This is a genomic window from Streptomyces sp. NPDC049541 (assembly GCF_044465725.1).
Taxonomy (GTDB): Bacteria; Actinomycetota; Actinomycetes; order Streptomycetales; family Streptomycetaceae; genus Streptomyces.
Map to the genome: position 1 here is coordinate 170,677 of NZ_JBITLY010000006.1, position 21,154 is coordinate 191,830.

At 70.5% G+C, this 21,154-nt stretch carries 19 protein-coding genes and 2 pseudogenes; 10 read left to right on the forward strand and 11 right to left on the reverse strand.

Going from position 1 to position 21,154, the window contains the following annotated elements; genetic code table 11:
* Positions 1-16: 16 nt before the first annotated feature.
* Positions 17-424 (reverse strand): hypothetical protein, encoded by a 408-nt coding sequence (locus ACIBW9_RS23310; RefSeq protein WP_398957925.1) that lies wholly within the window; start codon positions 422-424, stop codon positions 17-19.
* A 245-nt stretch (positions 425-669) separates the two neighbouring features.
* Entirely contained in the window at positions 670-1,530 is an 861-nt protein-coding gene (gene rsmI, locus ACIBW9_RS23315; RefSeq protein WP_398957926.1) for a 16S rRNA (cytidine(1402)-2'-O)-methyltransferase, read from the reverse strand.
* Positions 1,531-1,626: 96 nt separating this feature from the next.
* On the opposite strand from rsmI, the gene ACIBW9_RS23320 reads away from it, so the two are divergent.
* From ACIBW9_RS23320 to ACIBW9_RS23330, 3 genes are all read left to right on the forward strand, one after another.
* A complete protein-coding gene (locus ACIBW9_RS23320; RefSeq protein ID WP_398957928.1) occupies positions 1,627-3,369 on the forward strand; it encodes a dolichyl-phosphate-mannose--protein mannosyltransferase in 1,743 nt (580 codons plus the stop codon).
* Between the two features lie 131 nt (positions 3,370-3,500).
* A complete protein-coding gene (locus ACIBW9_RS23325; RefSeq protein WP_398957930.1) occupies positions 3,501-5,126 on the forward strand; it encodes a penicillin-binding transpeptidase domain-containing protein in 1,626 nt (541 codons plus the stop codon).
* Between the two features lie 99 nt (positions 5,127-5,225).
* Entirely contained in the window at positions 5,226-6,899 is a 1,674-nt protein-coding gene (locus ACIBW9_RS23330) for a penicillin-binding transpeptidase domain-containing protein (RefSeq protein ID WP_398957932.1), read from the forward strand.
* A 110-nt stretch (positions 6,900-7,009) separates the two neighbouring features.
* Here ACIBW9_RS23330 and ACIBW9_RS23335 read toward each other — a convergent pair whose 3' ends face one another.
* Positions 7,010-7,357 carry an SsgA family sporulation/cell division regulator gene (locus ACIBW9_RS23335; RefSeq protein WP_398957934.1) on the reverse strand — a complete coding sequence of 116 codons (348 nt, stop codon included), beginning with the start codon at positions 7,355-7,357 and terminating at the stop codon, positions 7,010-7,012.
* A 162-nt stretch (positions 7,358-7,519) separates the two neighbouring features.
* Here ACIBW9_RS23335 and ACIBW9_RS23340 point away from each other — a divergent pair, with 162 nt between their 5' ends.
* The 6 genes from ACIBW9_RS23340 (at position 7,520) to ACIBW9_RS23365 (ending at position 12,330) form a co-directional block, all read left to right on the forward strand.
* Complete coding sequence (locus ACIBW9_RS23340; protein WP_398957936.1) at positions 7,520-8,566, forward strand: energy-coupling factor ABC transporter permease; 1,047 nt, start codon at positions 7,520-7,522, stop codon at positions 8,564-8,566.
* 1 nt (position 8,567) lies between these two features.
* Positions 8,568-9,329 (forward strand): cobalt ECF transporter T component CbiQ, encoded by a 762-nt coding sequence (gene cbiQ / locus ACIBW9_RS23345; protein ID WP_398957938.1) that lies wholly within the window; start codon positions 8,568-8,570, stop codon positions 9,327-9,329.
* Positions 9,317-10,087 (forward strand): energy-coupling factor ABC transporter ATP-binding protein, encoded by a 771-nt coding sequence (locus tag ACIBW9_RS23350; protein WP_398957941.1) that lies wholly within the window; start codon positions 9,317-9,319, stop codon positions 10,085-10,087. The genes cbiQ and ACIBW9_RS23350 overlap by 13 nt, the downstream gene beginning before the upstream one ends.
* A complete protein-coding gene (locus ACIBW9_RS23355; RefSeq protein WP_398957943.1) occupies positions 10,084-10,560 on the forward strand; it encodes a MarR family winged helix-turn-helix transcriptional regulator in 477 nt (158 codons plus the stop codon). The genes ACIBW9_RS23350 and ACIBW9_RS23355 overlap by 4 nt, the downstream gene beginning before the upstream one ends.
* Positions 10,561-10,664: 104 nt before the next feature.
* A complete protein-coding gene (locus ACIBW9_RS23360; protein WP_398957946.1) occupies positions 10,665-11,138 on the forward strand; it encodes an organic hydroperoxide resistance protein in 474 nt (157 codons plus the stop codon).
* A 34-nt stretch (positions 11,139-11,172) separates the two neighbouring features.
* Complete coding sequence (locus ACIBW9_RS23365) at positions 11,173-12,330, forward strand: serine hydrolase domain-containing protein (protein WP_398957948.1); 1,158 nt, start codon at positions 11,173-11,175, stop codon at positions 12,328-12,330.
* Between the two features lie 108 nt (positions 12,331-12,438).
* On the opposite strand, the gene ACIBW9_RS23370 is transcribed toward ACIBW9_RS23365, so the two are convergent.
* From ACIBW9_RS23370 to ACIBW9_RS23405, 8 genes and pseudogenes are all read right to left on the reverse strand, one after another.
* Entirely contained in the window at positions 12,439-12,714 is a 276-nt protein-coding gene (locus ACIBW9_RS23370; RefSeq protein WP_389084336.1) for a DUF1876 domain-containing protein, read from the reverse strand.
* 113 nt (positions 12,715-12,827) lie between these two features.
* A complete protein-coding gene (locus tag ACIBW9_RS23375; RefSeq protein WP_398957951.1) occupies positions 12,828-15,584 on the reverse strand; it encodes a phosphoesterase in 2,757 nt (918 codons plus the stop codon).
* 35 nt (positions 15,585-15,619) lie between these two features.
* Complete coding sequence (locus tag ACIBW9_RS23380; protein WP_398957952.1) at positions 15,620-16,972, reverse strand: ABC transporter permease; 1,353 nt, start codon at positions 16,970-16,972, stop codon at positions 15,620-15,622.
* Positions 16,969-17,913 (reverse strand): ABC transporter ATP-binding protein, encoded by a 945-nt coding sequence (locus ACIBW9_RS23385; protein WP_398957954.1) that lies wholly within the window; start codon positions 17,911-17,913, stop codon positions 16,969-16,971. The genes ACIBW9_RS23380 and ACIBW9_RS23385 overlap by 4 nt, the downstream gene beginning before the upstream one ends.
* A gap of 445 nt (positions 17,914-18,358) precedes the next feature.
* A complete protein-coding gene (locus ACIBW9_RS23390; RefSeq protein WP_398957956.1) occupies positions 18,359-19,204 on the reverse strand; it encodes an EamA family transporter in 846 nt (281 codons plus the stop codon).
* On the reverse strand, positions 19,201-19,710 hold the full coding sequence (locus ACIBW9_RS23395) for a YbaK/EbsC family protein (RefSeq protein ID WP_398957958.1): 510 nt from the start codon (positions 19,708-19,710) through the stop codon (positions 19,201-19,203). Before ACIBW9_RS23395 ends, ACIBW9_RS23390 begins: the two co-directional genes overlap by 4 nt.
* Positions 19,711-19,768: 58 nt before the next feature.
* Positions 19,769-19,957 (reverse strand): DUF397 domain-containing protein, encoded by a 189-nt coding sequence (locus tag ACIBW9_RS23400; RefSeq protein WP_398957960.1) that lies wholly within the window; start codon positions 19,955-19,957, stop codon positions 19,769-19,771.
* Positions 19,954-20,801: pseudogene (locus tag ACIBW9_RS23405) on the reverse strand (helix-turn-helix domain-containing protein). Before ACIBW9_RS23405 ends, ACIBW9_RS23400 begins: the two are co-directional and overlap by 4 nt.
* Positions 20,802-20,806: 5 nt before the next feature.
* Between ACIBW9_RS23405 and ACIBW9_RS23410 the strand changes: the two are divergent.
* Positions 20,807-21,148, forward strand: a pseudogene (locus ACIBW9_RS23410) (ATP-binding protein); the annotation flags it as partial.
* Positions 21,149-21,154: the final 6 nt, after the last annotated feature.

The window sequence follows — 21,154 nt, forward strand, 5'->3', positions numbered from 1 at the left end:
CCGGCCGCCGGAGCTGTCAGCTCGCCTTGCGCTGGAAGGGGTGCAGGAGATCCGAGAGATGCCAGTGGTGGTCCCGCTCGCCCGCCTCGGCGCCCTCGGCTGCGGGCTCCTGGGCCTCGGTCTGCGGTGTCCGCCGCTGCTGCCTGTGCACCGCGTCGCGCACCGACGAGACCTGCCCGGGTCGCATGATCCGCACGACGTGGTTGTCGCAGTTCTGGCAGGTGGGCTTGGACAACGGAGACGGCACGACCTGCCCCTCGGCCACGTACATCACGAACTCGTGACCCTCGGCGTCGTTGTGGTGCTCTATCTCGTACGACTGCTCCCAGCCGTGCCCGCAGCGCATGCAGGCGAAGGAGTACGACTCGTGGACGACTGCGGTGGCCGTGCCGCGGAGGCCGGACTGCCCTGAGATCTCGCTCATGCCAGCTCCTCTTGATCTGCTGGACCAAGGAACGGGTGCGTCCCTTCAACCAGTGGACGCTTCTGGCGGAGCGAATGCATCAGCCCTGTCGACTGTTGGAGCCGATTTGGATTTTCCTTGCCAGAGCGGCCCCGCTCAGCGGTCTGGGCTTTGCTTTTCACGACCTTGCTTTGCCCTTTTGTGGGGCGCTCGCTCAGGCGAGATGCGCCCTGCTCAGAGGGGGTGTGGCGGATTTCACGAAAGCCTCACGAACCACTGGCCGAAGAGGCATTCTTCGCGGCCACAACGGCGTCGAACACTTCCCTTTTGGGAAGTCCGGCCTCTGCCGCAACCGCCGCAATGGCTTCTTTTCGCCGCTCCCCCGCCTCCTCCCGCACCCGCACCCTGCGCACCAGTTCGGCGGCGTCGAGTTCCTCGGGTCCCTTCTCCGGGGCGCCCTCGACGACCACGGTGATCTCACCGCGCACACCCTCGGCGGCCCAGGCGGCCAGCTCGCCGAGCCCGCCCCGCCTGACCTCCTCGTACGTCTTGGTCAGCTCCCGGCAGACGGCGGCGCGCCGCTCGGTGCCGAAGACCTCGGCCATGGCGGCGAGGGTGTCGTCGAGGCGGTGCGGGGCCTCGAAGTAGACGAGGGTCCGGCGCTCCTCGGCGACCTCCTTCAGCCGGGTCAGCCGCTCGCCCGCCTTGCGCGGCAAAAAGCCCTCGAAGCAGAACCGGTCGACAGGCAGCCCGGACAGCGCGAGCGCGGTGAGCACGGCGGACGGCCCGGGCACGGCGGTGACCCGGATGTCCTTCTCCACGGCGGCGGCGACCAGCCGGTACCCCGGGTCGGACACCGACGGCATCCCGGCATCCGTGACGAGCAGCACTCGCGCACCGCCGACGAGTTCCTCGACGAGTTCGGGCGTACGGGCGCTCTCGTTGCCCTCGAAGTACGACACGATCCGCCCCTTGGGCGTGACGCCCAGGGCCTGCGTCAGCCGCCTGAGCCGCCGGGTGTCCTCGGCTGCGACGACATCGGCCCCCGCCAGCTCCTCGGCCAGCCGGGGCGGCGCGTCCGCGATGTCGCCGATGGGGGTGCCTGCAAGTACGAGGATTCCGGTCACGCCCCCATCCTCCCAGGGCCGCACCGAGGGGGACGCATCCGAGCCCTTACGACCCATGCACGGGACTCACACAGAACGGTTCCCTACGATGGCGCGGTGACCAGTACCGCGTCCTCCCCGGACACCCGGCAAGGCCAGAGCCCGCAGGACCAGCGGCCGTCGTGGCAGCAGCGGCTGCGCCGTTTCGGCTACACGGCCGGGCCGAGAAGCGACGTCCGCGAGCGTCTGGTGCCGCCGTACGTGCAGCCCAGCCCGCGGATCTGGCAGGTGCTCGGGGTGCCGCCTGCGCTCATCGAGCGGATCACCCGCTGGTCGGCCTGGGGCGGCCCGCTGCTGGTCACGCTGATGGCCGGCGTGACGCGGTTCTGGCACCTGGGCAGCCCGAAGGCGGTGATATTCGACGAGACGTACTACGCCAAGGACGCCTGGGCGCTCGTCCACCGCGGCTTCGAGGTCAACTGGGACAAGAACGCCAACGACCAGATCCTGGCGCTGAACGGGCACGTCAAGATCCCGACGGACGCGGCGTACGTGGTGCATCCGCCGGTCGGCAAGTACGTCATCGGGCTCGGGGAGCTGATCTTCGGGTTCAACCCCTTCGGCTGGCGGTTCATGACCGCGCTGCTGGGCACGCTCTCGGTCCTGATGCTGTGCCGCATCGGCCGCCGCATCTTCCGCTCGACCTTCCTCGGCTGCCTCGCGGGATCGCTGATGGCGGTCGACGGACTGGCCTTCGTGATGGCCCGCACCTCGCTGCTCGACGGCGTGCTGATGTTCTTCGTGCTGGCCGCGTTCGGCTGCCTGGTCATCGACCGGGACAAGGCGCGCGAGAAACTCGCGGCCGCACTGCCGGTCGGCCCGGACGGCCGGGCCCGGCCCGACGCGCACATCGCGGCGACCACGTGGCTGGGGCTGCGCCCCTGGCGCTGGGCGGCGGCGCTCCTGATGGGGCTCGCGATCGGCACGAAGTGGAACGGCCTGTACATCCTGGTCTTCTTCGGCCTGATGACCGTCCTGTGGGACGTCGGCGCGCGCAAGGTCGCCGGCGCGCCCCACCGGCTCTCCGCCGTGTTCGTGGTCGAGTCGGTCGTCTCATGGCTGGTGATGTCGTGGATCGCCGTCACCGTCTACCTGGTCTCCTGGACCGGCTGGATCCTCTCCCCCACCAACGGCAAGGGCGGCTACTTCCGCAACTGGGCCGCCACCGACGGCAGGGGCGGCAACTGGACCTGGCTCTTCCCCGACTGGTGGCGCAGCCTGTGGCACTACGAGCACGAGGTCTACGAGTTCCACCGCAACCTGCACTCGCCGCACACCTACATGTCCAACCCCTGGAGCTGGATCGTCGACGGCCGCCCGGTCTCGTACTTCTACGAGTCCCCCTCGCCCGGCAAGGACGGCTGCCCCGTGGGCGCGGGCCAGAAGTGCGCCCGCGAGGTGCTGGCGATCGGCACCCCGATGCTGTGGTGGGCGGCCTGCTTCGCGGTCCTGTACATCCTGTGGCGCTGGCTGCTGCGCCGCGACTGGCGGGCGGGCGCCATCGCCTGCGGCATCGCGGCCGGCTATCTGCCCTGGTTCCTGTACCAGGAGCGGACGATCTTCTTCTTCTACGCCGTCGTGTTCGTGCCGTTCCTCTGCCTGGCCGTGGCGATGCTGCTGGGCGCGATCGTCGGACCACCGGGGTCGAGCGACACACGCCGGGTGGCGGGCGCGACGGGGGCGGGCGTGCTCGTCCTGCTGATCGCCTGGAACTTCATCTACTTCTGGCCGCTGTACACCGGGACCGCGATCCCGATCGACGACTGGCGGTCGCGTATGTGGCTGGATACCTGGGTGTAGCGACCGCCTCAGCCCTTTCTGAGTACTCCTGAGTATCCGAACGGACACAACATAGGGAAACACCCCTCACAGCTCCCCCTCGGGCCACATACAGTGCGAGGCACCAACGGGGAACGGGGAGGGAGCCCTTCATGGGCAAGGGGGTCAAGATCACCGTCATCGGCAGCGTCTTCGCTGTGATGGTGGGCGGCGCCGGGTACGGCGCGTACAACATCGTGTCCGCGCTGAACGGCGGCGGGGGCTCGGACGGAGCGTCCGTGAAGACCGGTCCGCCGAGCGGCGACGAGATCAAGGAGACCTCGGCGAAGTTCTTCGCGGCCTGGGAGAAGGGCCAGGCGGCCGAGGCGGCCACGTACACGAACAACGACACGGCGGCCGAACCGCTGCTGACCTCCTACAGCAGTGCCGCGCACATCACCGGCGTGAAGATCACCCCGGGCACGGCGCACGGCGCGACCGTCCCCTACACGGTCAGGGCCACGGTGTCCTACGGCGGCAGGTCCAAACCCCTGACCTACCGGAGCGAGCTGACCGTCGTGCGCGGGAGGACCACCGGGCGGGCGCTGGTCGACTGGCGGCCGTCCGTGGTCCATCCGCAGCTGCAGAAGGGCGACACCCTGTTCACCGGCGAGGCGGCGAACCCGCCGATCGAGGCCGTGGACCGCAACGGGGCCGTACTGACGAAGGAGAAGTACCCCTCGCTCGGCCCGGTCCTGGACACCCTCCGCGAGCGGTACGGCGACAAGGCGGGCGGCACCCCGGGCATCGAGCTGGCGATCAAGCACCAGTCACCGGACGCGGGCGACACCTCGCTGCTCACCCTCGCCAAGGGCAGGGCGGGCAGGCTGCAGACCACGATCAGCGCGAGCGCCCAGGCGGCGGCCGAGACGGCCGTGAAGAAGTTCGCGCAGTCGTCGGTGGTGGCCGTCAAGCCCAGCACCGGTGAGGTGCTCGCGGTCGCCAACCACCGCAGGGACCAGTTCAACGCGGCCTTCCAGGGCGAGGTGGCACCCGGCTCCACCATGAAGATCATCACCGCGGCGATGCTCATCGACAACGGCGTGACCTCGATGAACGGCCCGGCACCCTGCCCTCCGGAGGCCGTGTGGCAGGGGCAGACCTTCAAGAACCTCAAGGGCATGCAGCCCAACGAGAAGGCCACCCTCGCCAACAGCTTCCTGCGCTCCTGCAACACGGCTTTCATCAAGCTCATCGACGAGAAGCCGCTGGACGACTCCTCGCTGACCCAGGAGGCCCAGGACCGGTTCGGGCTCGGCCGGGACGACTGGAAGACCGGCATCGTCTCCTTCGACGGCAAGGTCCCCGCGGTCAGCGGCCCGGACCGGGCGGCGAACGCCATCGGCCAGGGCCAGGTCCAGATGAGCCCGCTGAACATGGCGTCGGTCACGGCGACCGCCATCACCGGCACGTTCCGGCAGCCGTATCTGGTCTCGCCGAAGCTCGACGACCGTCAACTGGCCACCGCGAAGGGCCTGCGCGCGAGCACCGCCGCACAGCTGAAGCAGATGATGCATCTCACCGCGACCCAGGGCACCGCGGCGCAGGCGATGGCCGGGCTGAGCGGGGACTTCGGCGCGAAGACCGGTTCCGCGGAGGTCGACGGACAGGCGGTGTCCAACAGCTGGTTCACGGGCTTCAGGGGTGACCTGGCGGCGGCGGCCATGACCGAGGAGGGCGGCCACGGCGGCACGGCGGCCGGGCCGATTGTCGCAGCTGTGCTACGGACGGGCTCCTGAAGTCACCCGTTGAGGACGGGACTCTAGGCTGTTGCCGTCGTTGGTTGGGATGGATGTGGGCAACGGGGACCCTGGGGATCTCTCGGAGGAACGGGAACAGTGGGCAACAGAAGGCGCGTCGCCGAGCGACCGAAGACCAAACCCGCCGTGGTCGGCGGGATGATCGCCGTGGTGATCGGCGGCGCCGGCTTCGGCGCCTACGCGCTGTACGGCGGCGGGGCGTCGGCCGACGACCGGTCGGCCTCGACGTCCGCATCCTCCGACCACAAGGCCGTCAAGACCGGCCCGCTGTCCGCGACCGAGGTCCAGACGACGGCCGAGCGTTTCCTCACGGGCTGGCAGCAGGGCAAGGTGGCACAGGCCGCCGCCGCCACGAACGACCCGACGGCGGCCACCGCCCTGCTGACCGGTTTCACCAAGGACGCCCACATCACGGGCGCCACCCTCACCGAGGGCACCCGCACCGGCGACAAGGTGCCCTTCTCCGTCAAGGGCACGGTCTCCTACAAGGGCACCAAGCTGCCGCTCGCGTACCAGAGCGCGCTGACGGTCGTGCGCAAGAAGGAGGACGGCAAGCCGTACGTCGACTGGCACTCCTCCGTCGTCCACCCCGACCTGAGGGACGGCGACACCCTGGTGACCGGCGAGTCCGGGACGCCGCCGGTCAAGGCGTACGACCGCCACGGCGGCGAGCTGACGACCGCCAAGTACCCCTCGCTCGGCCCGGTGCTCGACGGTCTGCGGGAGAAGTACGGCAAGACCGCCGGCGGCAAGGCGGGCGTCGAGCTGGACGTGGTGCGCGGCAAGGCCTCGCAGAAGGCCAAGCTGTCCGACAAGACGCTGCTGACCCTGACCAAGGGCACGCCGGGCAAGGTGAACACGACGCTGAGCCCGGTCTTCCAGGCCGCGGCCGAGAAGCAGGTCGCCGCGAAGGACCGGTCCTCGGTCGTCGTCATGCGCCCGTCGACCGGTGAGATCCTCGCCGTCGCGAACCACAACCCCAGCTTCAACGTGGCGTTCCAGGGCTCCCTGGCCCCCGGCTCCACGATGAAGATCGTCACCTCCACGATGCTGTTCGAGAAGGACCTCGTCCACCCCGACCAGTCGCACCCCTGCCCCAAGACGTACAAGCTCGCGGGCTGGACCTTCCACAACGACGACAACTCCGAGATCAAGCAGGGCACGTTCAAGCTGGCCTTCGGGGCCTCCTGCAACAACGCCTTCATCAACTTCGCGCCGAAGCTGTCCAACAGCGACCTGACGCAGGAGGCCCAGCAGGTCTACGGCCTCGGCCTCAACAACTGGTCGATCGGCGTCCCGACCTTCGACGGCTCGATCCCCGTGATGAGCGGCGCACAGATGGGCGCCTCGCTGATCGGACAGGGCGGGGTGCGGATGAACCCGCTGAACATGGCGTCGGTGTCGTCGACGGTGGCGACCGGCACCTTCCACCAGCCGTACCTGGTCGCCCCGTCGGTGGACCACCGCACCCTGGCGAAGGCCTCCCGCACGATGTCCTCGCGGACCCAGGCCGAACTCAAGGAGGTCATGTCCTACACGGCCTCCTACGGCACGGCGGCCAAGGCGATGGCGGGCATGTCCGGCTGCGGCGCCAAGACGGGCTCGGCCGAGGTCGACGGCCAGCAGAAGCCCAACGGCTGGTTCACCGCCTACTGCGGCGACCTCGCCGCCTCAGGCGTGGTCCAGGCAGGCGGCCACGGCGGCGACACGGCGGGCCCGATCGTGGCGGCACTGCTGAAACTGGGCGGCTGAGTTCAGGGGGCGCCCCAAGGGGTGCCGCCTGAAGGGGCGCGGGGCCGTGTCGATGTGCGGCTGCGCCACGTGGGCGCGACAAGCCCCCACCGGCCCGCAGACAAAAGCACTCACCGGGAAACAGGCGCCGCAGCCATATAGGTGCGGCGCAGAAACCGCAGCAGAGTCTTCGACTCGAACTGCACCACCGAAACCCCGTCCGCCGAGTGGAACTCGACGACGGCCTGAACCCGCCCGCAGGGCCACACCCGCACCTCACCGCTGCCGGCAGGCGCCCGCAGCCCCTGTTCCAGCAGGGACCGCGAAAAACTCCACTCGTCCGCCCCCGGCAGCCCCACCCGCACCTCACGCGGATCGACCTCGGGGTCGTACCTCAGGACCACCGGCACCGTCTCGTCCTCCGGTACCACCGCATCCGTGACCAGGTGGGCTCGTGCGTACTGCTCGACTACAGTCATCGTGACGGCCCTCTCACGCTGCGTGTCCTGTGTGGAAGCTGTGCGTCCACCCCCTCCTAATGTCCCATATTTTCCCCAGGGCGCCCCTTTGGCGTGGAAAGACTCCCGTCACGAGCCCCTCGCTCTTGCAAGTAGTTCGCAACAAGGCACTATCATCGAACGGTGCATGTGCCTGACGGATTCATCAACGCCCCCGTCTCCGCCGCGACCGGAGTCCTCGCCGCGGGCGCCATCGCCGTGAGCCTGCGCGGCGCCCGCCGTGAGCTGGACGAGCGGACGGCGCCGCTGGCCGGGCTGGTCGCGGCCTTCATCTTCGCGGTGCAGATGCTGAACTTCCCCGTCGCGGCGGGGACCAGCGGCCATCTGCTCGGCGGCGCGCTCGCCGCGATCCTCGTCGGGCCCTTCACCGGCGTGCTGTGCGTGTCCGTCGTCCTGCTGATGCAGGGCATCCTCTTCGCGGACGGCGGTCTGACCGCGCTCGGCGTGAACATCACGGACATGGCGATCGTCACGACGGTCGTCGGGTACGCCGTCTTCCGCGGACTGGTGAAGCTGCTCCCGCGGGGGCGCCGCTCGGTCACCGTGGCCTCCTTCGTCGCCGCGCTCCTCTCGGTCCCGGCGGCGGCGGTCGCGTTCACGCTGATCTATGCCGTCGGCGGCACCACGGACGTCTCCCTCGGCAAGGTCGCCACCGCGATGGTCGGCGTGCACGTGCTGATCGGGATCGGCGAGGCGGCGATCACGGGGCTGACCGTGGGCGCGGTGATCGCCGTACGCCCGGATCTCGTGTACGGCGCGCGCGGCCTGGAGCAGAAGCTCAAGCTGCGGGTGAACGGCGAACTCGTGGACGCTCCCGCCGCCCGCCCGGCGCCCGTGGCGGCGCGCGCCTCCCGCCGTGCGCTGTGGGTCACCGGTCTGGTCACCTCCCTGGTCCTCGCGGGCTTCGTCAGCTTCTACGCCTCCTCGAACCCCGACGGCCTGGAGAAGGTCGCCCATGACGAGGGCATCGACAGCAGGGCCCAGCAGCACGCCTCCGACGGCTCCCCGCTCGCCGGCTACGGCGTCAAGGACGTCGAGGACGCCCGCCTCTCCGGCGGCCTCGCGGGCGTGATCGGCGTCGGCGTGACCGTCGTCGCGGGCAGCACGGTCTTCTGGGCGGTGCGCAGGCGCCGTACGGCCGACGCCTCTCCCGTGGGCACGGGCGTCTGAGATGGGCGCCGGGCACGCGCACAGGCTCTACCGGCACGGGCACTCCCCCGTGCACGCCCTGCCGCCGCACACCAAGCTTGCCGCCGCGTTCGCCTTCGTGGTGGTCGTGGTGTCGACACCGCGGGAGGCGGTGTGGGCCTTCGGCCTGTACGCCGTGCTGCTCGCGGTCGTCGCGCATCGCGCCCGCGTGCCCGCCGGGTTCCTGCTCAAGCGGCTGCTGATCGAGGTGCCGTTCGTGGCGTTCGCGGTGCTGATGCCGTTCGTGGCGGAGGGCAAGCGGGTGGACGTCCTCGGCCTGTCCCTGAGCGTGAACGGCCTGTGGGGCGCCTGGAACGTCCTCGCCAAGGGCACGCTGGGCGTCGCCGCCTCCGTCCTGCTGGCCTCCACCACCGAACTGCGTGAACTGCTCCTCGGCCTCCAGCGGTTGAAGCTCCCGCCACTGCTCGTGCAGATCGCGTCCTTCATGATCCGCTACGGCGACGTCATCACGGACGAGATGCGCCGGATGCGGATCGCGCGCGAGTCCCGGGGCTTCGAGGCGCGGGGCGTACGGCACTGGGGCGTGCTCGCCAAGTCGGCGGGCGCCCTGTTCATCCGCTCCTACGAGCGCGGGGAGCGCGTCCACCTGGCCATGGTCAGCCGCGGTTACGCAGGCTCGATGCCGGTGATCGACGAGGTGACCGCCTCCCGGGCGCAGTGGTCGTACGCCCTCGCCCTCCCCTTCGCCGCCCTCGTCGTCTGCCTGCTGGGATGGACCCTGTGAGTACTGCTTCCCCTGCTTCTCTCGACGTCTCCGGCCTCGCCTTCGCCTACCCCGACGGCCACCAGGCCCTGTTCGGCGTGGACTTCTCCATCGGGCGCGGCGAGCGGGTCGCGCTGCTCGGGCCGAACGGTGCCGGCAAGACGACGCTCGTGCTGCACCTCAACGGCATCCTGACCGGCGGCGCGGGCACGGTCACGGTCGCCGGGCTGCCCGTCGGCAAGCAGCACATGGCGGAAATCCGCCGCCGCGTCGGCATCGTCTTCCAGGACCCCGACGACCAGCTGTTCATGCCGACGGTCCGCGAGGACGTGGCCTTCGGTCCCGCGGCGGCCGGGCTGAAGGGGCCTGAGCTGGAGGAACGGGTCGACCGGGCGCTCGCGCAGGTCGGCATGGCGGAGTTCAAGGACCGGCCCCCGCACCACCTCTCCTTCGGGCAGCGGCGCCGGGTGGCCGTGGCGACCGTACTCGCCATGGAGCCGGAGATCCTCGTCCTGGACGAGCCGTCCTCCAACCTCGACCCGGCCTCCCGACGCGAACTGGCCGACATCCTGCGCTCGTTGGACGTCACCGTCCTGATGGTCACGCACGACCTGCCGTACGCCCTGGAGCTGTGCCCCCGCTCGCTGATCCTGAGCGAGGGCGTGATCGCGGCCGACGGCAAGACGGCCGAGCTGCTCTCCGACGAGGAGCTCATGCGCGCCCACCGCCTGGAGCTGCCCTTCGGTTTCGACCCCCGGTCCGTGACAATGGGCGCGTGACGAACACGGACGACACGGCGGCCGGGACCGGCTCCGAGGGCTCGCTGCTGCTCGACGACCAGCTGTGCTTCGCGCTGTACGCGGCCCAGCGCGCGGTGACGTCCTCCTACCGCCCGCTCCTGGACGAACTCGGCCTCACCTACCCGCAGTACCTCGTCCTGCTCGTCCTGTGGGAGCGCGGCGAGATCCCCGTCAAGGAACTGGCGACCGCGCTGCGGCTCGACTACGGCACCGTCTCACCGCTGCTGAAGCGGCTGGAGGCGGCAGGGCTGGTGCGCCGGGAGCGCGCGGCGCACGACGAGCGCTCGGTACTGGTCGCGTGCACCGGGCGCGGGGAGGAACTGCGGGAGCGCGCGGCCTGCGTACCGGGCGCGCTGCTCGCGGCGACGGGGCTCGAAGCGCAGGAGGTGGCACGGCTGCGCGAGGAGCTCCGGCGGCTGGCGGCGAGGGCGGAAGCGGCCGCGCAGCGCTGATCTCGGGTTACCCACGGTTCCCACCCCCTGGTACCCACTGCTGACCTACCAGCCAGTATCTTGTGCGCGATGTACTTGCGCGCACTTGTTATGGGGGGCCAGCCATGAGCGCCACGAGTGACGATCCGACGGTCGAAACCGTCGAAACCGTCGACACCCGACCGACGAAAATCATGTACGTCGCCGAGGCGACCGCACACGGCGGCCGGGACGGCTACGTCACCAGCCAGGACGGGCAGATCGAGGTCAGGGTCGCGATGCCGCCGGAGCTCGGCGGCGACGGCAACGGCACCAATCCGGAGCAGCTGTTCGCGGCCGGCTACAGCTCCTGCTTCCACAACGCGCTGGTCCTTGTCGGCCGCCGTTCCGGCTTCGACCTCACCGGCTCCACGGTCGCCGCGAAGGTCGGCATCGGCCCCAACAAGCAGCGCGGTTACGGCCTCGCGGTCGCCCTCAGCGTCTCGCTGCCGGTACTCGACCAGGAGGTCGCGGCGAAGCTGGTGGACGCGGCGCACGAGGTGTGCCCGTACTCGAACGCGACCCGCGGGAACATCGACGTGACGATTCTGCTTGGGTGAGTAGGGAGTACCCACAGGCGGGAGGAGCACGGGCGTGGACGTGAACGGCACAGTGGCCGAGGGCTTCGAGCCGGTCAGGGAAGCGTTCGTACGGAACTTCGAGGTGCTGGGGGAGCGGGGTGCGGCCGTCACCGTCTACCGGGACGGGCGCAAGGTCGTCGACCTGTGGGGCGGTACGAAGGACGTCGACGGCACCGAACCGTGGCAGCAGGGCACCGCCCAGGTCGTGCGCTCGGCCACCAAGGGGGTCGCCGCCGCCGTACTCCTGCTGCTGCAACAGCGCGGGGAGCTGGATCTGGACGCGCCGGTCGGCGAGTACTGGCCGGAGTTCAAGACGGCGGGCAAGGAGCGGACGCGGGTGTGGCACCTGCTCGCGCACCGCGCCGGAGTGCCCGTGCTCGACCACCCGCTCACGCCGTCCGACGCACTGGACCCGCACCGCGGCCCCGAGGCGGTCGCCGCGCAGACGCCCGCGTGGGAGCCGGGCACCGACCACGGGTATCACGCGCTGACGTACGGCTGGATGCTCGACGAACTGGTACGGCGCGTCACGGGCCGGTGGGCCGGGGAGTGGCTCGCTGCGGAGGTCACCGGGCCGCTGGGGCTCGACCTGTGGCTGGGACTGCCGGAGTCGGAGGCGGGCCGGGTGGGCCGCGTCGGCCGCGTCGAGGGGCCCGAGCCGGTCGGCGGCCTGCGCTCGCGCCCGAAGCGCTCGGTCACCGAGGCCTACCAGAACCCGGACTCCCTCACCCGCCGGGCCTTCGCCGCGATCAGCCCCTTCCCGGACCAGAACGACCCCGCCTACCGCGCCGCCGCGCTCCCGGCCACCAACGGCATCGCCACGGCGGAGGGACTCGCACGCTTCTACGCGTCGCTGATCGGCGAAGTCGACGGCGGCACAAGGCTGTTCACGCCTCGGACCGTGGAGCTGGCCCGCACCGAACGCAGCGCGGGACCGGACCGCGTGCTGGTGGTGGGCACCCGGTTCGGCCTCGGCTACATGCTCCACGGCCCGGCATCCCCCCTCCTGTCCCCCACCTCCTTCGGCCACCCCGGCCGCGGCGGCGCCCTGGGCTTCGCCGACCCGGACTCAGGCACCGCCTTCGGCTACGTGACGAACGGCTTCCGCAAGTCAGTGACGGCGGACCCGCGAGCCCAGGCACTGATACGGGCGCTGCGGACGCGCCCCTGAAGGGGCGCGGGGCTGTGTCGATGTGCGGCTCCGCCGCGTGGGCGCGACAAGCCACGACGCAGCCGCAGACGCCCGACGGCAGGTCACGGCAGCCCGTGATGGGCACTCTCACACGTTGATGGAGTGCGACGTCCGCCCCGACGCCGAGTCGATCTCCCCATGCGCCTTGGTGAGCAACTGCATGGCGAGTTCGTTCAGCGCCCGCGCGCCAGCGATCTCCTCCCCCACCCGCGGCTGATTCGCGTCGGTGTGGTGCCGGCTCGCATGCCCATGGGCCTTGACCTCCGTCCCGTCGGACAGCCGTACCAGCGCGACCGCCCGCGTGTGCGTGTCGTCCTCCTGGAACTCCAGCTCGACGTGCCATCCCACTGCGGTGTGCATCATGACGATCACCTCCGGAAGACCTGCTTCCAGAGTGCTCCTACAGGCCCGCGGATGCACGCAGACCCCGGGCCGGTGTGACCTCGGCCCGGGGTCCGCGGCGCGCTGGGCGGATGTCAGCCGTCGTTCTCCGCCGACGGCAGGTAGGCGCCCGGCACGTCGGCGGGCGCGTACACCTTCTTGTCGCCGGGGTACGGCTTGGTCCAGTTGTGGGTCTGGTACCAGGTGTAGCGGTTCATCTGTTCGTTGTTGGCGTAGTCGGGCACGGCGTGCGGGCCGGTGAGCCGCTGGTGCGAGGCCCAGGCCTTCCACTGCGCGGCGAGCTGCTGCTGGGCCTGCGGCACCGCGGCGGAGGTCGGCGCGAGCGCCGCCTTGGTGTCCTGCGGGGCGGGCGTGTCCGAGCCGCAGGAGGGCTGGGGGCTCACGCCGAGGGTCAGCGAGGTCCGGTTGGGCTCGGCCGTGAACGGGGTGTTGTCCGGCTTCAGACTGAACGCCCCGTACATCGGGGTGGCCGCGCTGTCGAGCTGGTTCATCGGGTGGATCCCGAGGATCTGCTCGATGGTGCGGACCATCGTGATCTGCGAGTAGTAGTGGCTGTCGACGGTGTCGTGCCTGGCCCAGGGGCTGATGATCTGGACCGGGGCGCGGTGGCCGTCGACGTGGTCGAGGCCGTTCTGGGAGTCGTCCTCGACGACGAAGATGGCCGAGTCCTTCCAGTACTTGCTGTGGGAGATCTCGTCGACCATCCGGCCGACCGCGAGGTCGTTGTCCGCGACCTCGGCCGCCGCGTTGGCCGGGCCGCCGGTGTGGTCGTTGGAGAACCAGAACATGTTCAGGTTCGCGGGACCGTTCTTCTCGAAGTCCTGCTTCCAGATCTGTTCCTTGTAGATGTCCGGGACGTCGAGGTCGAACATCGGGAAGCCCTGCACGGACACCTTGTTGAGCGAGGGGATCGCCGAGCCCGTCTGGATCGGGTACTGGGTCTGCGCCCCGGTGGCTTCCATGTTCTTGCTGTCGCAGTACAGGTTCTGCCAGGTCGCCCCGGCCGGCTTGGTCTCCAGCGACTGGAACTCGCCGAAGTCCTTGACCGACCGGCCGGCCGCCTGCGCGCCGCTCCAGATGAAGCCGGTCTTCTGGTGGCCGAGGGCGTCGTTCTCGGTGTCGTAGCTGCGCTGGTACTCGCCGGCGGAGGACTCGGTGTACTCCGGGTTGTCCGACTGCATCAGCCAGTTGTGGCCCTCGGCGGAGTTCGTGCCGACGTCGTAGAAGTTGTCGTAGAGGCCGAACTGCTCGGCCAGGGCGTGCTGGTTGGGCGTGACGTTCTCGCCGAAGGTGGTGAGCGAGGGGTCTCCGTCGCCCTGCGGCAGGTCGCCGTAGACCTGGTCGTACGTCCGGTTCTCCTTGACGAGCAGGAAGACGTGCTTGATCGTCGAGGGGTCGCCGAGCCGCAGCGGGACCGGCAGCGCCTTCCCGGAGGGCTTGCGGCCGGCCGTCAGGACCGAGCCGGCCGTCCAGCCGTTCTGCCGGAAGACCTTGGCGGTCTGCGCCTTGACGGTCTTGTCGTCCGGCAGCGTGAACTGCGTCAGGCTGGACGTCGTGTCGTGGGTGTTGTGCCCGGAGGCGGCGGTGGGGCGGCGGGCGTCGATGCCGCGGGTGTTGGAGACGACGACGGTCTTGCCGACGGTGGCGATCCCGGAGGGGAAGTAGTCGGTCGGGAGCAGGCCGACGTAACGGGCGGGCTCCTGCGGGGACTTGTAGCGGTAGACGGCGACCGCGTTGGCCCGGCCGAGCGTCACCAGCAGCCGGCCGTCGTCGGTGAGGGTCACGGCGTTCGGCTCGTAGCCGACCTTCGCCTCCGGCCAGGGCTGGGTGGCGATGGTCTGTACGACCTTGTCCTTGGCCGTGTCGATGACCGAGACGCTGTTGTCGGCGGTGTTGGTGACGAACACCGCACCCTTGTTCGCGTACACGGCGGTCGGGTGCAGTCCTACGTCGACGCTGCTGACGGCGGCGGACGGGTCCGCCGTGTCGATGACGCTCACGGTGCCGGTGGTGGTGGCGCCGGTGTCCGGGTTGGCGGGCACCTGGGTGCCGTAGGAGTTGATGGTGGTGTCGCCGTCCTTGGCCGGGCGGCCGCCCTCGTTGCTGACGTAGAGCTTGCCGCCGACCAGGGCGATTCCGCGGGGGGCGTTGCCGACGGCCCAGCTCTGCTTGACGGTTCCGGTGGCCGCGTCGAGGGCGACGACCCGGTTCTGGCCGTTGACCGCGGAGTACACGGTGGAGCCGTCGGGCGAGAACACCGCGGCGGCCACGAGGGCGTGCTTGGTGCCGTCGGCCGGGATCGGGACGCTCATGGGGTTGGAGAGGGTGCCGTCGGCGCCGACCGTGAACTTGGTGTAGCCGTCGGTCTGGCCCAGCCACAGCTGCTTGCCGTCCGGCGAGTACGTCGGGCCCTCCTGGCCGACGGAGCCGCTCTTGATGCGCAGGTCGTCCGCCGCGTTGGTGCCGACCTTCTGGATCACCTGACCGGTGCTCAGGTCCGTGATCACCAGCGAGGCGTCGCCGTCGGCGACCGAGGCCGCGAGCCGGCTGCCGTCGGGGCTGACCGCCGACGACATGATCTTGCCGTCGTTGATGACGGAGCGGGTGCCGTACGGCTTGATGTACTGGTCGCTGGAGATGACCTGGCCGTTCGCGGTCTCCTCGGCGACCTGCTGGGTGCCGAACTGCCACGTCGAGGCGACCGCGGTGCCCGTGACGCCGAGGGCGACCGCGATGCCCGCCGTGACCAGCAGGGCGCGGCGGCCGACGCGTCTGCCGAAGAGGTTGACCTGATTCTTCTCGTTGATCCGGCGCTGGCGTGTTACCTGCACGGGGTGTCCCTTCAGTGGACCTTTCGCTGGAACCTTCAGTGGGGGGTGGCGAGCAGCTCGACGTTGCCGTCGAACTGCCACAGCGGATTCGGGGCGTCTCCGGTCGAGGTCCGCAGCAGGAAGTAGCCGTTGACTTCCTTCGGACCGTCGCCGTCGGCCACGAACCGCCCGTCCGAGGTGATGTCGAGCTGGTAGATCGCCGTCCCCGGGACCGGGACCCCGGGCAGATGCCAGGTCACGACGCACCGCCAGTCGTTGCCCGCGCCCTCCTGGGCCGACTGGCCGTCGCTCTTGGTGCACGCCGCCGAGGCCCGCAGCTGCGCCTCGGTGACGGCGGGACGGTGCAGCTCCTGCGTCTGCATGCGGTAGAGGTGCGCGAACGCCGTGGCCACCGAGCGCTGGACTTTGGCCTGCTCGATGCCGGAGCCCGTGGAGGGGGTCGCCACGGCGACCACGCCGACGGTGACGGCGGTCAGCCCGGCCAGCGGCAGCGCGCCGAGGGTGAGCGCCCGGCGCCCGGAACCGTCGTAGGCGAGGTTGGTGAAGTCGCGCCGCAGGAAGAGGAGATACGCCAGCGTGGTCCCGAGCACGGCCCACACCAGGCCGACCGCCACGCCGATCAGAAGCGGGCCGAGCTGGGTGGGGCTGGTGAACAGGCCGTTCCAGGAGATGAAGGCGTAGCCGGGCAGGGCGAGGCGCACGGCGACGGGCAGCGGCAGCATCTGGGCGACCGACATCGCGAGCGCAAGGAGCGGGGGCAGCAGCAGCCCCATCGGGGACCGCCCCAGCGCGACCGATCCGAGCAGTCCGATCGCGGCGAGGGCCAGGGTCGGCGCGAGGGCCGCGGTCCAGGCGAGCAGGACCCCCAGGGCTGCGTCCCCCGGTGCCAGGAGGTGGCCGTCGAGGCCGACCAGCGGCTGGTTGCCGACCGACACCAGCCCGCCGACCGCGCTGGACACCGCAAGACCGGCCACCAGCAGCAGGATGACGGTGAGGCTGGCGAGCGACTTCGCCACGAAGATCCGTCGCGGCGACCGTACGGCGACCAGCAGATGCCGCCAGGTGCCGAGCCGGTCCTCGGCGGCGAACACGTCACCGGCGACCACCGAGGTCAGCAGCGGCAGCGCCCAGGTTCCCGCGAACCCGAGCATGACCAGCGGCCCGGCCCAGCCCGTGGCGTGCATCCAGCGACCGAAGAGGGTGTCGGAGGGCAGCGTGCTCTGCTGGCTCACCCCCGCGACGAACAGGGCGGGAGCCATCCAGCAGGCGAGCACCAGCAGCCGGATCCGCCACTGCGACACCAGCTTGACCAGTTCGAAGCGGTAACCGCGCGAGACGGGGACCCGGCGGGCTCTGACAACCTTGTCGGCGGTGACGGTCGCGGTCATCGGGCTGCCTCCTCCTGCTGCTCGGTGAGGGCGAGGAACGCGGCCTCCAGCGGCGATACGACGGGCGCGAGCTCGCGCACCGCGATGCCCGAGCGCACGAGGCCCGCCACCAGTTCGTCGAGGGCGGGCACCAGGGCGCGCACGACGAGCAGTTCGTCGTCCTGCCGTATCCCGGCGTCGTCGACTATCCGGATCCCGGCCGAGCTGTCGGCCAGCCGTCGAGCGGCCCGCGGATCGGAAGTCCTCACCCGGTAGTCGAGTTCACGGTTCTCGGCGGCCAGCTTGCCGAGCGGGCCGGAGAAGACGACCCGTCCGGTGGCGAGGATGGTGACCTCGGAGCACAGCGCCTCCAGGTCGTCCATACGGTGGCTCGACAGGACCACGCTGGTCCCCTCCGCGGCGAGCCGGGTGAGGACGCGGTGCACGTGCCGTTTCCCGGCCGGGTCGAGGCCGTTGGAGGGTTCGTCGAGCACGAGCAGCCGGGGCTTGGTGAGCAGGGCGGCGGCGAGCCCGAGCCGCTGGCGCATGCCGAGCGAGAAGCCGCGGGCCTTGTCGTCGGCGACGGCGGTGAGCCCGACCTGGTCGAGCACCTCGTCGATGCCCGCACTCCGGGCGTCCTCACCGCGCAGCCGGGCCAGCGCCGCGAGGTTCTGCCGGGCGGTGAGGGAGGGATACAGACCCGGCCCGTCCACGAACCCGGCGACATCCTCGGGCGCGTCGAACGCCCGCCCCACCGGCGTACCGAGGACCTCGAGACGCCCGCTGTCGGCGACGGCGAGCCCCAGCAGCAGACCGAGCAACGTCGTCTTGCCGGCACCGTTCGGACCGACCAACCCATGTATCTGACCCTGGTTCACATCCAGGTCGACACCGTCGAGCGCGACGACGTCGCCGAAGCACTTGGTGATCCCACGAGCCACCACTGCGTGACGTGTCCCCATGGGCCCCCCTTCTCCCGATGTCCGCTGGGACCATAGGGACAACACACACCCCAGGCACAAACGCCGAGTTGAACTCCCGCGGAACGGATCGTCAAGGCGTAGGCAAATCGCGGGCGCGTACACCGACGTGAATCGGACAGGGGTGGCATGGGGTGCGGTGGAGCGCCCCGAAGGGGCGCGGGGCTGCCTCGACACGCGGCTCCGCCGCGCCGGCGCGACCAGCCACGACGGCACCGCACACGACCACGGCGCGAAGCGCCCCACAAGGGCGCGGGGCTGCCTCGACACGCGGCTCCGCCGCGCCGGCGCGACCAGCCACGACGGCACCGCACACGACCACGGCGCGAAGCGCCCCACAAGGGCGCGGGGCTGCCTCGACACGCGGCTCCGCCGCGCCGGCGCGACCAGCCACGGCGCCGCACGCGACACGGCCAAGCCCGGGCGCTCAGCCCGCCCGCAGCATCAGCCCGATCCCCGCCACCAACAACACCGCCCCCGCGATCCGCGGCGCCCCGAACCGTTCCTTGAAGAACACCGCCCCGATGGCCGCCCCCACGATGATCGACGACTCCCGCAGGGCCGCGATCGGCGCCAGTTCGGCCTTGGTCTGGGCCCACAGGACCAAGCCATACGCGGCGACGGACATGGCCCCGCCCATCAGCCCCACGCCCGCGAACGGCCGTAGAACAGCCAGGAATTCACCCCGCCAGCGGGTCAGCGCGTACACCGGGATCGCGACCCCCTCCACCGCCATCAGCCAGGCGATGTACCCGAGGGACGAGCCGGACGCCCGCACCCCCAGCCCGTCGACGACCGTGTACGCGGCGATGGTCAGCCCGGTGGCGAGGGCCGCGCCGATCGCCGCCCAGTTGGGCCGGCTGCCGCGCAGCCCCCACAGGGCGACACCGGTCAGGCCCGCGCACGACAACGCGATACCGGCGGCCGCCCACCCGTTGGGCACCTCGTGCGCGAACACGGCGGCGAGCACAGTGACGACCAGCGGCGCGGTACCGCGGGCGATCGGGTACGCCTGCCCGAAGTCCCCGAGCCGGAAGGACCGCATGAGCATCACGTAGTACGCGAGGTGGATGACGGCGGAGGCCGCCAGGTACGGCCACGCCCCGGACGCCGGAAGGGGGACGAACGGCACCATCGCAAGCCCGATCAGCATCCCGCCGCCCGCGATCAGCGTGAACCCGACCAGCTTGTCCGTGATGCGGTGGGCGATCGCGTTCCACCCGGCGTGGGTGACCGCGGCGCACAGGACGGCCGTGGCGACCAGCGGCGTCACGAGCTGCGCTCGCGCACATCCACCAGGGCGGCTCCGGCGCGGGTGACGAGCTCCTTTGGCTCCATGGGGAACACGGCGTGCGGATTCCCGGCGGCGGCCCACACGACGTCGTGCTCCAGCAGCGACCGGTCGGCCAGCACCCGGGTCTTCGTACGGTGCCCGAAGGGCGGCACACCCCCGATCGCGTACCCGGTGGTCTCCCGTACGACGTCCGCCTTGGCCCGCGTCACCTTCTCGGCGCCGAGTTCCTCCCGTACCCGCTCGACGTCCACCCGCGAGGCCCCGTCCATCAGCACCAGCACCGGAACCCCGTCCGCCGCGAAGATCAGCGACTTGCAGATCTCGCTCAGCTCGCACCCGATCGCGGCGGCCGCCTCGGCGGCGGTGCGGGTCGCGTCCGGGAAGCGGCGGATACGGCGGTGCAGGTCGTCGAGCCCCAGTTCGCCGAGGGCGGCGGCGAAACGGGGGCTGGCTGCGGAGCTGTCGGTGGCATCGACATTCGTCATGCACGGCACGCTAGCGCTGCGTGTACGTGACACGCGACCGAGTTGTCCCCTGCGTGGGTCAGTGTGTGGAGACGTGGCTGAGGAAGTTCTCCCACGTGGTGGGCGTCACCGTGAGGTGGGCGGTGTCGGGGGTCTTGGAGTCGCGGATGTGGATGGCGGCGGGGGTGGTTGCAATCTCGACGCAGTCGCCGGGCTCGCTGCTGCTGCTGTAGCTGCTCTTGAACCAGTGGAGTTCAGTGGCGCTCATAGTCTCCCCAGCGCTTGCTCGATGAAGGCTTGCGACTCCCTCGGCGTGAGAGCCTGCGCCCGGATCATGCCATAGCGGAGTTCGAGGACCCGAAGATCCCTTGGACTTGAGACCGGGCGACCGTTGAACGCTCCGTCGGAACGCCCGACCGCCGTGCCGTCGTTGAACTTCAGCACTTCGATCAGGCCCGACGCTCCGGCGTTGTCCTCCTGGTCGGTCGGCATGACCTGGACGGTGACGTTCCACAACTGCGATACCTCCAGGAGGTGTTCGAGCTGTCGACGCAACACCATCTTCCCACCGTACGGACGTTCCAGCGTCACCTGTTCCTGGACGAAACCGAGCGTCGGGGCAGGATCCCGGTCGAAGACTGACTTACGGGCCATGCGCGCGGCGGCCTCCCGCTCCACTACGTCCGGCGAGAGCGGGGGCTGCCTCATCCCGAACAGCGCCCGCGCGTACTCCGGCGTCTGCAACAGGCCATGGATGTTGTGGTTGCTGTACAGCAGCATCTCCACCGCCCGCTCCTCCAACTGCGCCAGCTCCCGCACCTTCTTCGGATACCGAGCCTTCCGCATGTCCTCCATGAACGCGCGCAGATGCCCCTGAGCCTTGAGCACCTGATCCGCCCGATCCAGGAACTCCGGTCGGGGAATCCGCTGCCCCCCCGCTCCATCTTCCGGATCATGTCCTCGCCGTAGCCCATCACCTCTGCGAAGTCAGCAGCCCGCATCCCCGCCGACTCCCGGCAGACCTTGAGCAGCCGCCCCACCGCCTGGACCAACGGCTCGATCTCATCGCCCGGCTCGACGTCCCAACCCGCCTCGTCCGCAACCTCGTTCATGCCCCGCCCGCCTCGCCCGCCTCCTCGCGGAGGAGCAACTACGCACCTGGGGGCTCCCATTCGAGAGCGCGACGCACATCGTCACCGAGCTGGCGGCCAACGCCGCGACGCACGGCCGCGTACCGGGGCGGGACTTCCGCCTGACCCTCTACGTCGTCGGGAAGACCCTCCGTATCGAGGTGACGGACACCCGCCCCGACCGGCTCCCCCGCCCCGCACCGGCGGGCCCCGCCTCCGAGTCGGGCCGCGGCCTGCTCCTGGTGGACGCGCTCGCGGACCGGTGGGGCGTCGCTCCGGGGCCATATCCACGCAAAACAGTCTGGGCGGAGCTGCGCGTGCCGCTCTGATAAAAG

Bases quoted from the DNA above. Each gene is read 5' to 3' on its own strand.
- ACIBW9_RS23310 (WP_398957925.1), bottom strand. From the start codon at position 424: ATGAGCGAGATCTCAGGGCAGTCCGGCCTCCGCGGCACGGCCACCGCA.
- ACIBW9_RS23325 (WP_398957930.1), top strand. From the start codon at position 3,501: ATGGGCAAGGGGGTCAAGATCACCGTCATCGGCAGCGTCTTCGCTGTG.
- ACIBW9_RS23335 (WP_398957934.1), bottom strand. From the start codon at position 7,357: ATGACTGTAGTCGAGCAGTACGCACGAGCCCACCTGGTCACGGATGCG.
- cbiQ (WP_398957938.1), top strand. From the start codon at position 8,568: ATGGGCGCCGGGCACGCGCACAGGCTCTACCGGCACGGGCACTCCCCC.
- ACIBW9_RS23350 (WP_398957941.1), top strand. From the start codon at position 9,317: ATGGACCCTGTGAGTACTGCTTCCCCTGCTTCTCTCGACGTCTCCGGC.
- ACIBW9_RS23360 (WP_398957946.1), top strand. From the start codon at position 10,665: ATGAGCGCCACGAGTGACGATCCGACGGTCGAAACCGTCGAAACCGTC.
- ACIBW9_RS23370 (WP_389084336.1), bottom strand. From the start codon at position 12,714: ATGATGCACACCGCAGTGGGATGGCACGTCGAGCTGGAGTTCCAGGAG.
- ACIBW9_RS23380 (WP_398957952.1), bottom strand. From the start codon at position 16,972: ATGACCGCGACCGTCACCGCCGACAAGGTTGTCAGAGCCCGCCGGGTC.
- ACIBW9_RS23385 (WP_398957954.1), bottom strand. From the start codon at position 17,913: ATGGGGACACGTCACGCAGTGGTGGCTCGTGGGATCACCAAGTGCTTC.
- ACIBW9_RS23395 (WP_398957958.1), bottom strand. From the start codon at position 19,710: ATGACGAATGTCGATGCCACCGACAGCTCCGCAGCCAGCCCCCGTTTC.
- ACIBW9_RS23400 (WP_398957960.1), bottom strand. From the start codon at position 19,957: ATGAGCGCCACTGAACTCCACTGGTTCAAGAGCAGCTACAGCAGCAGC.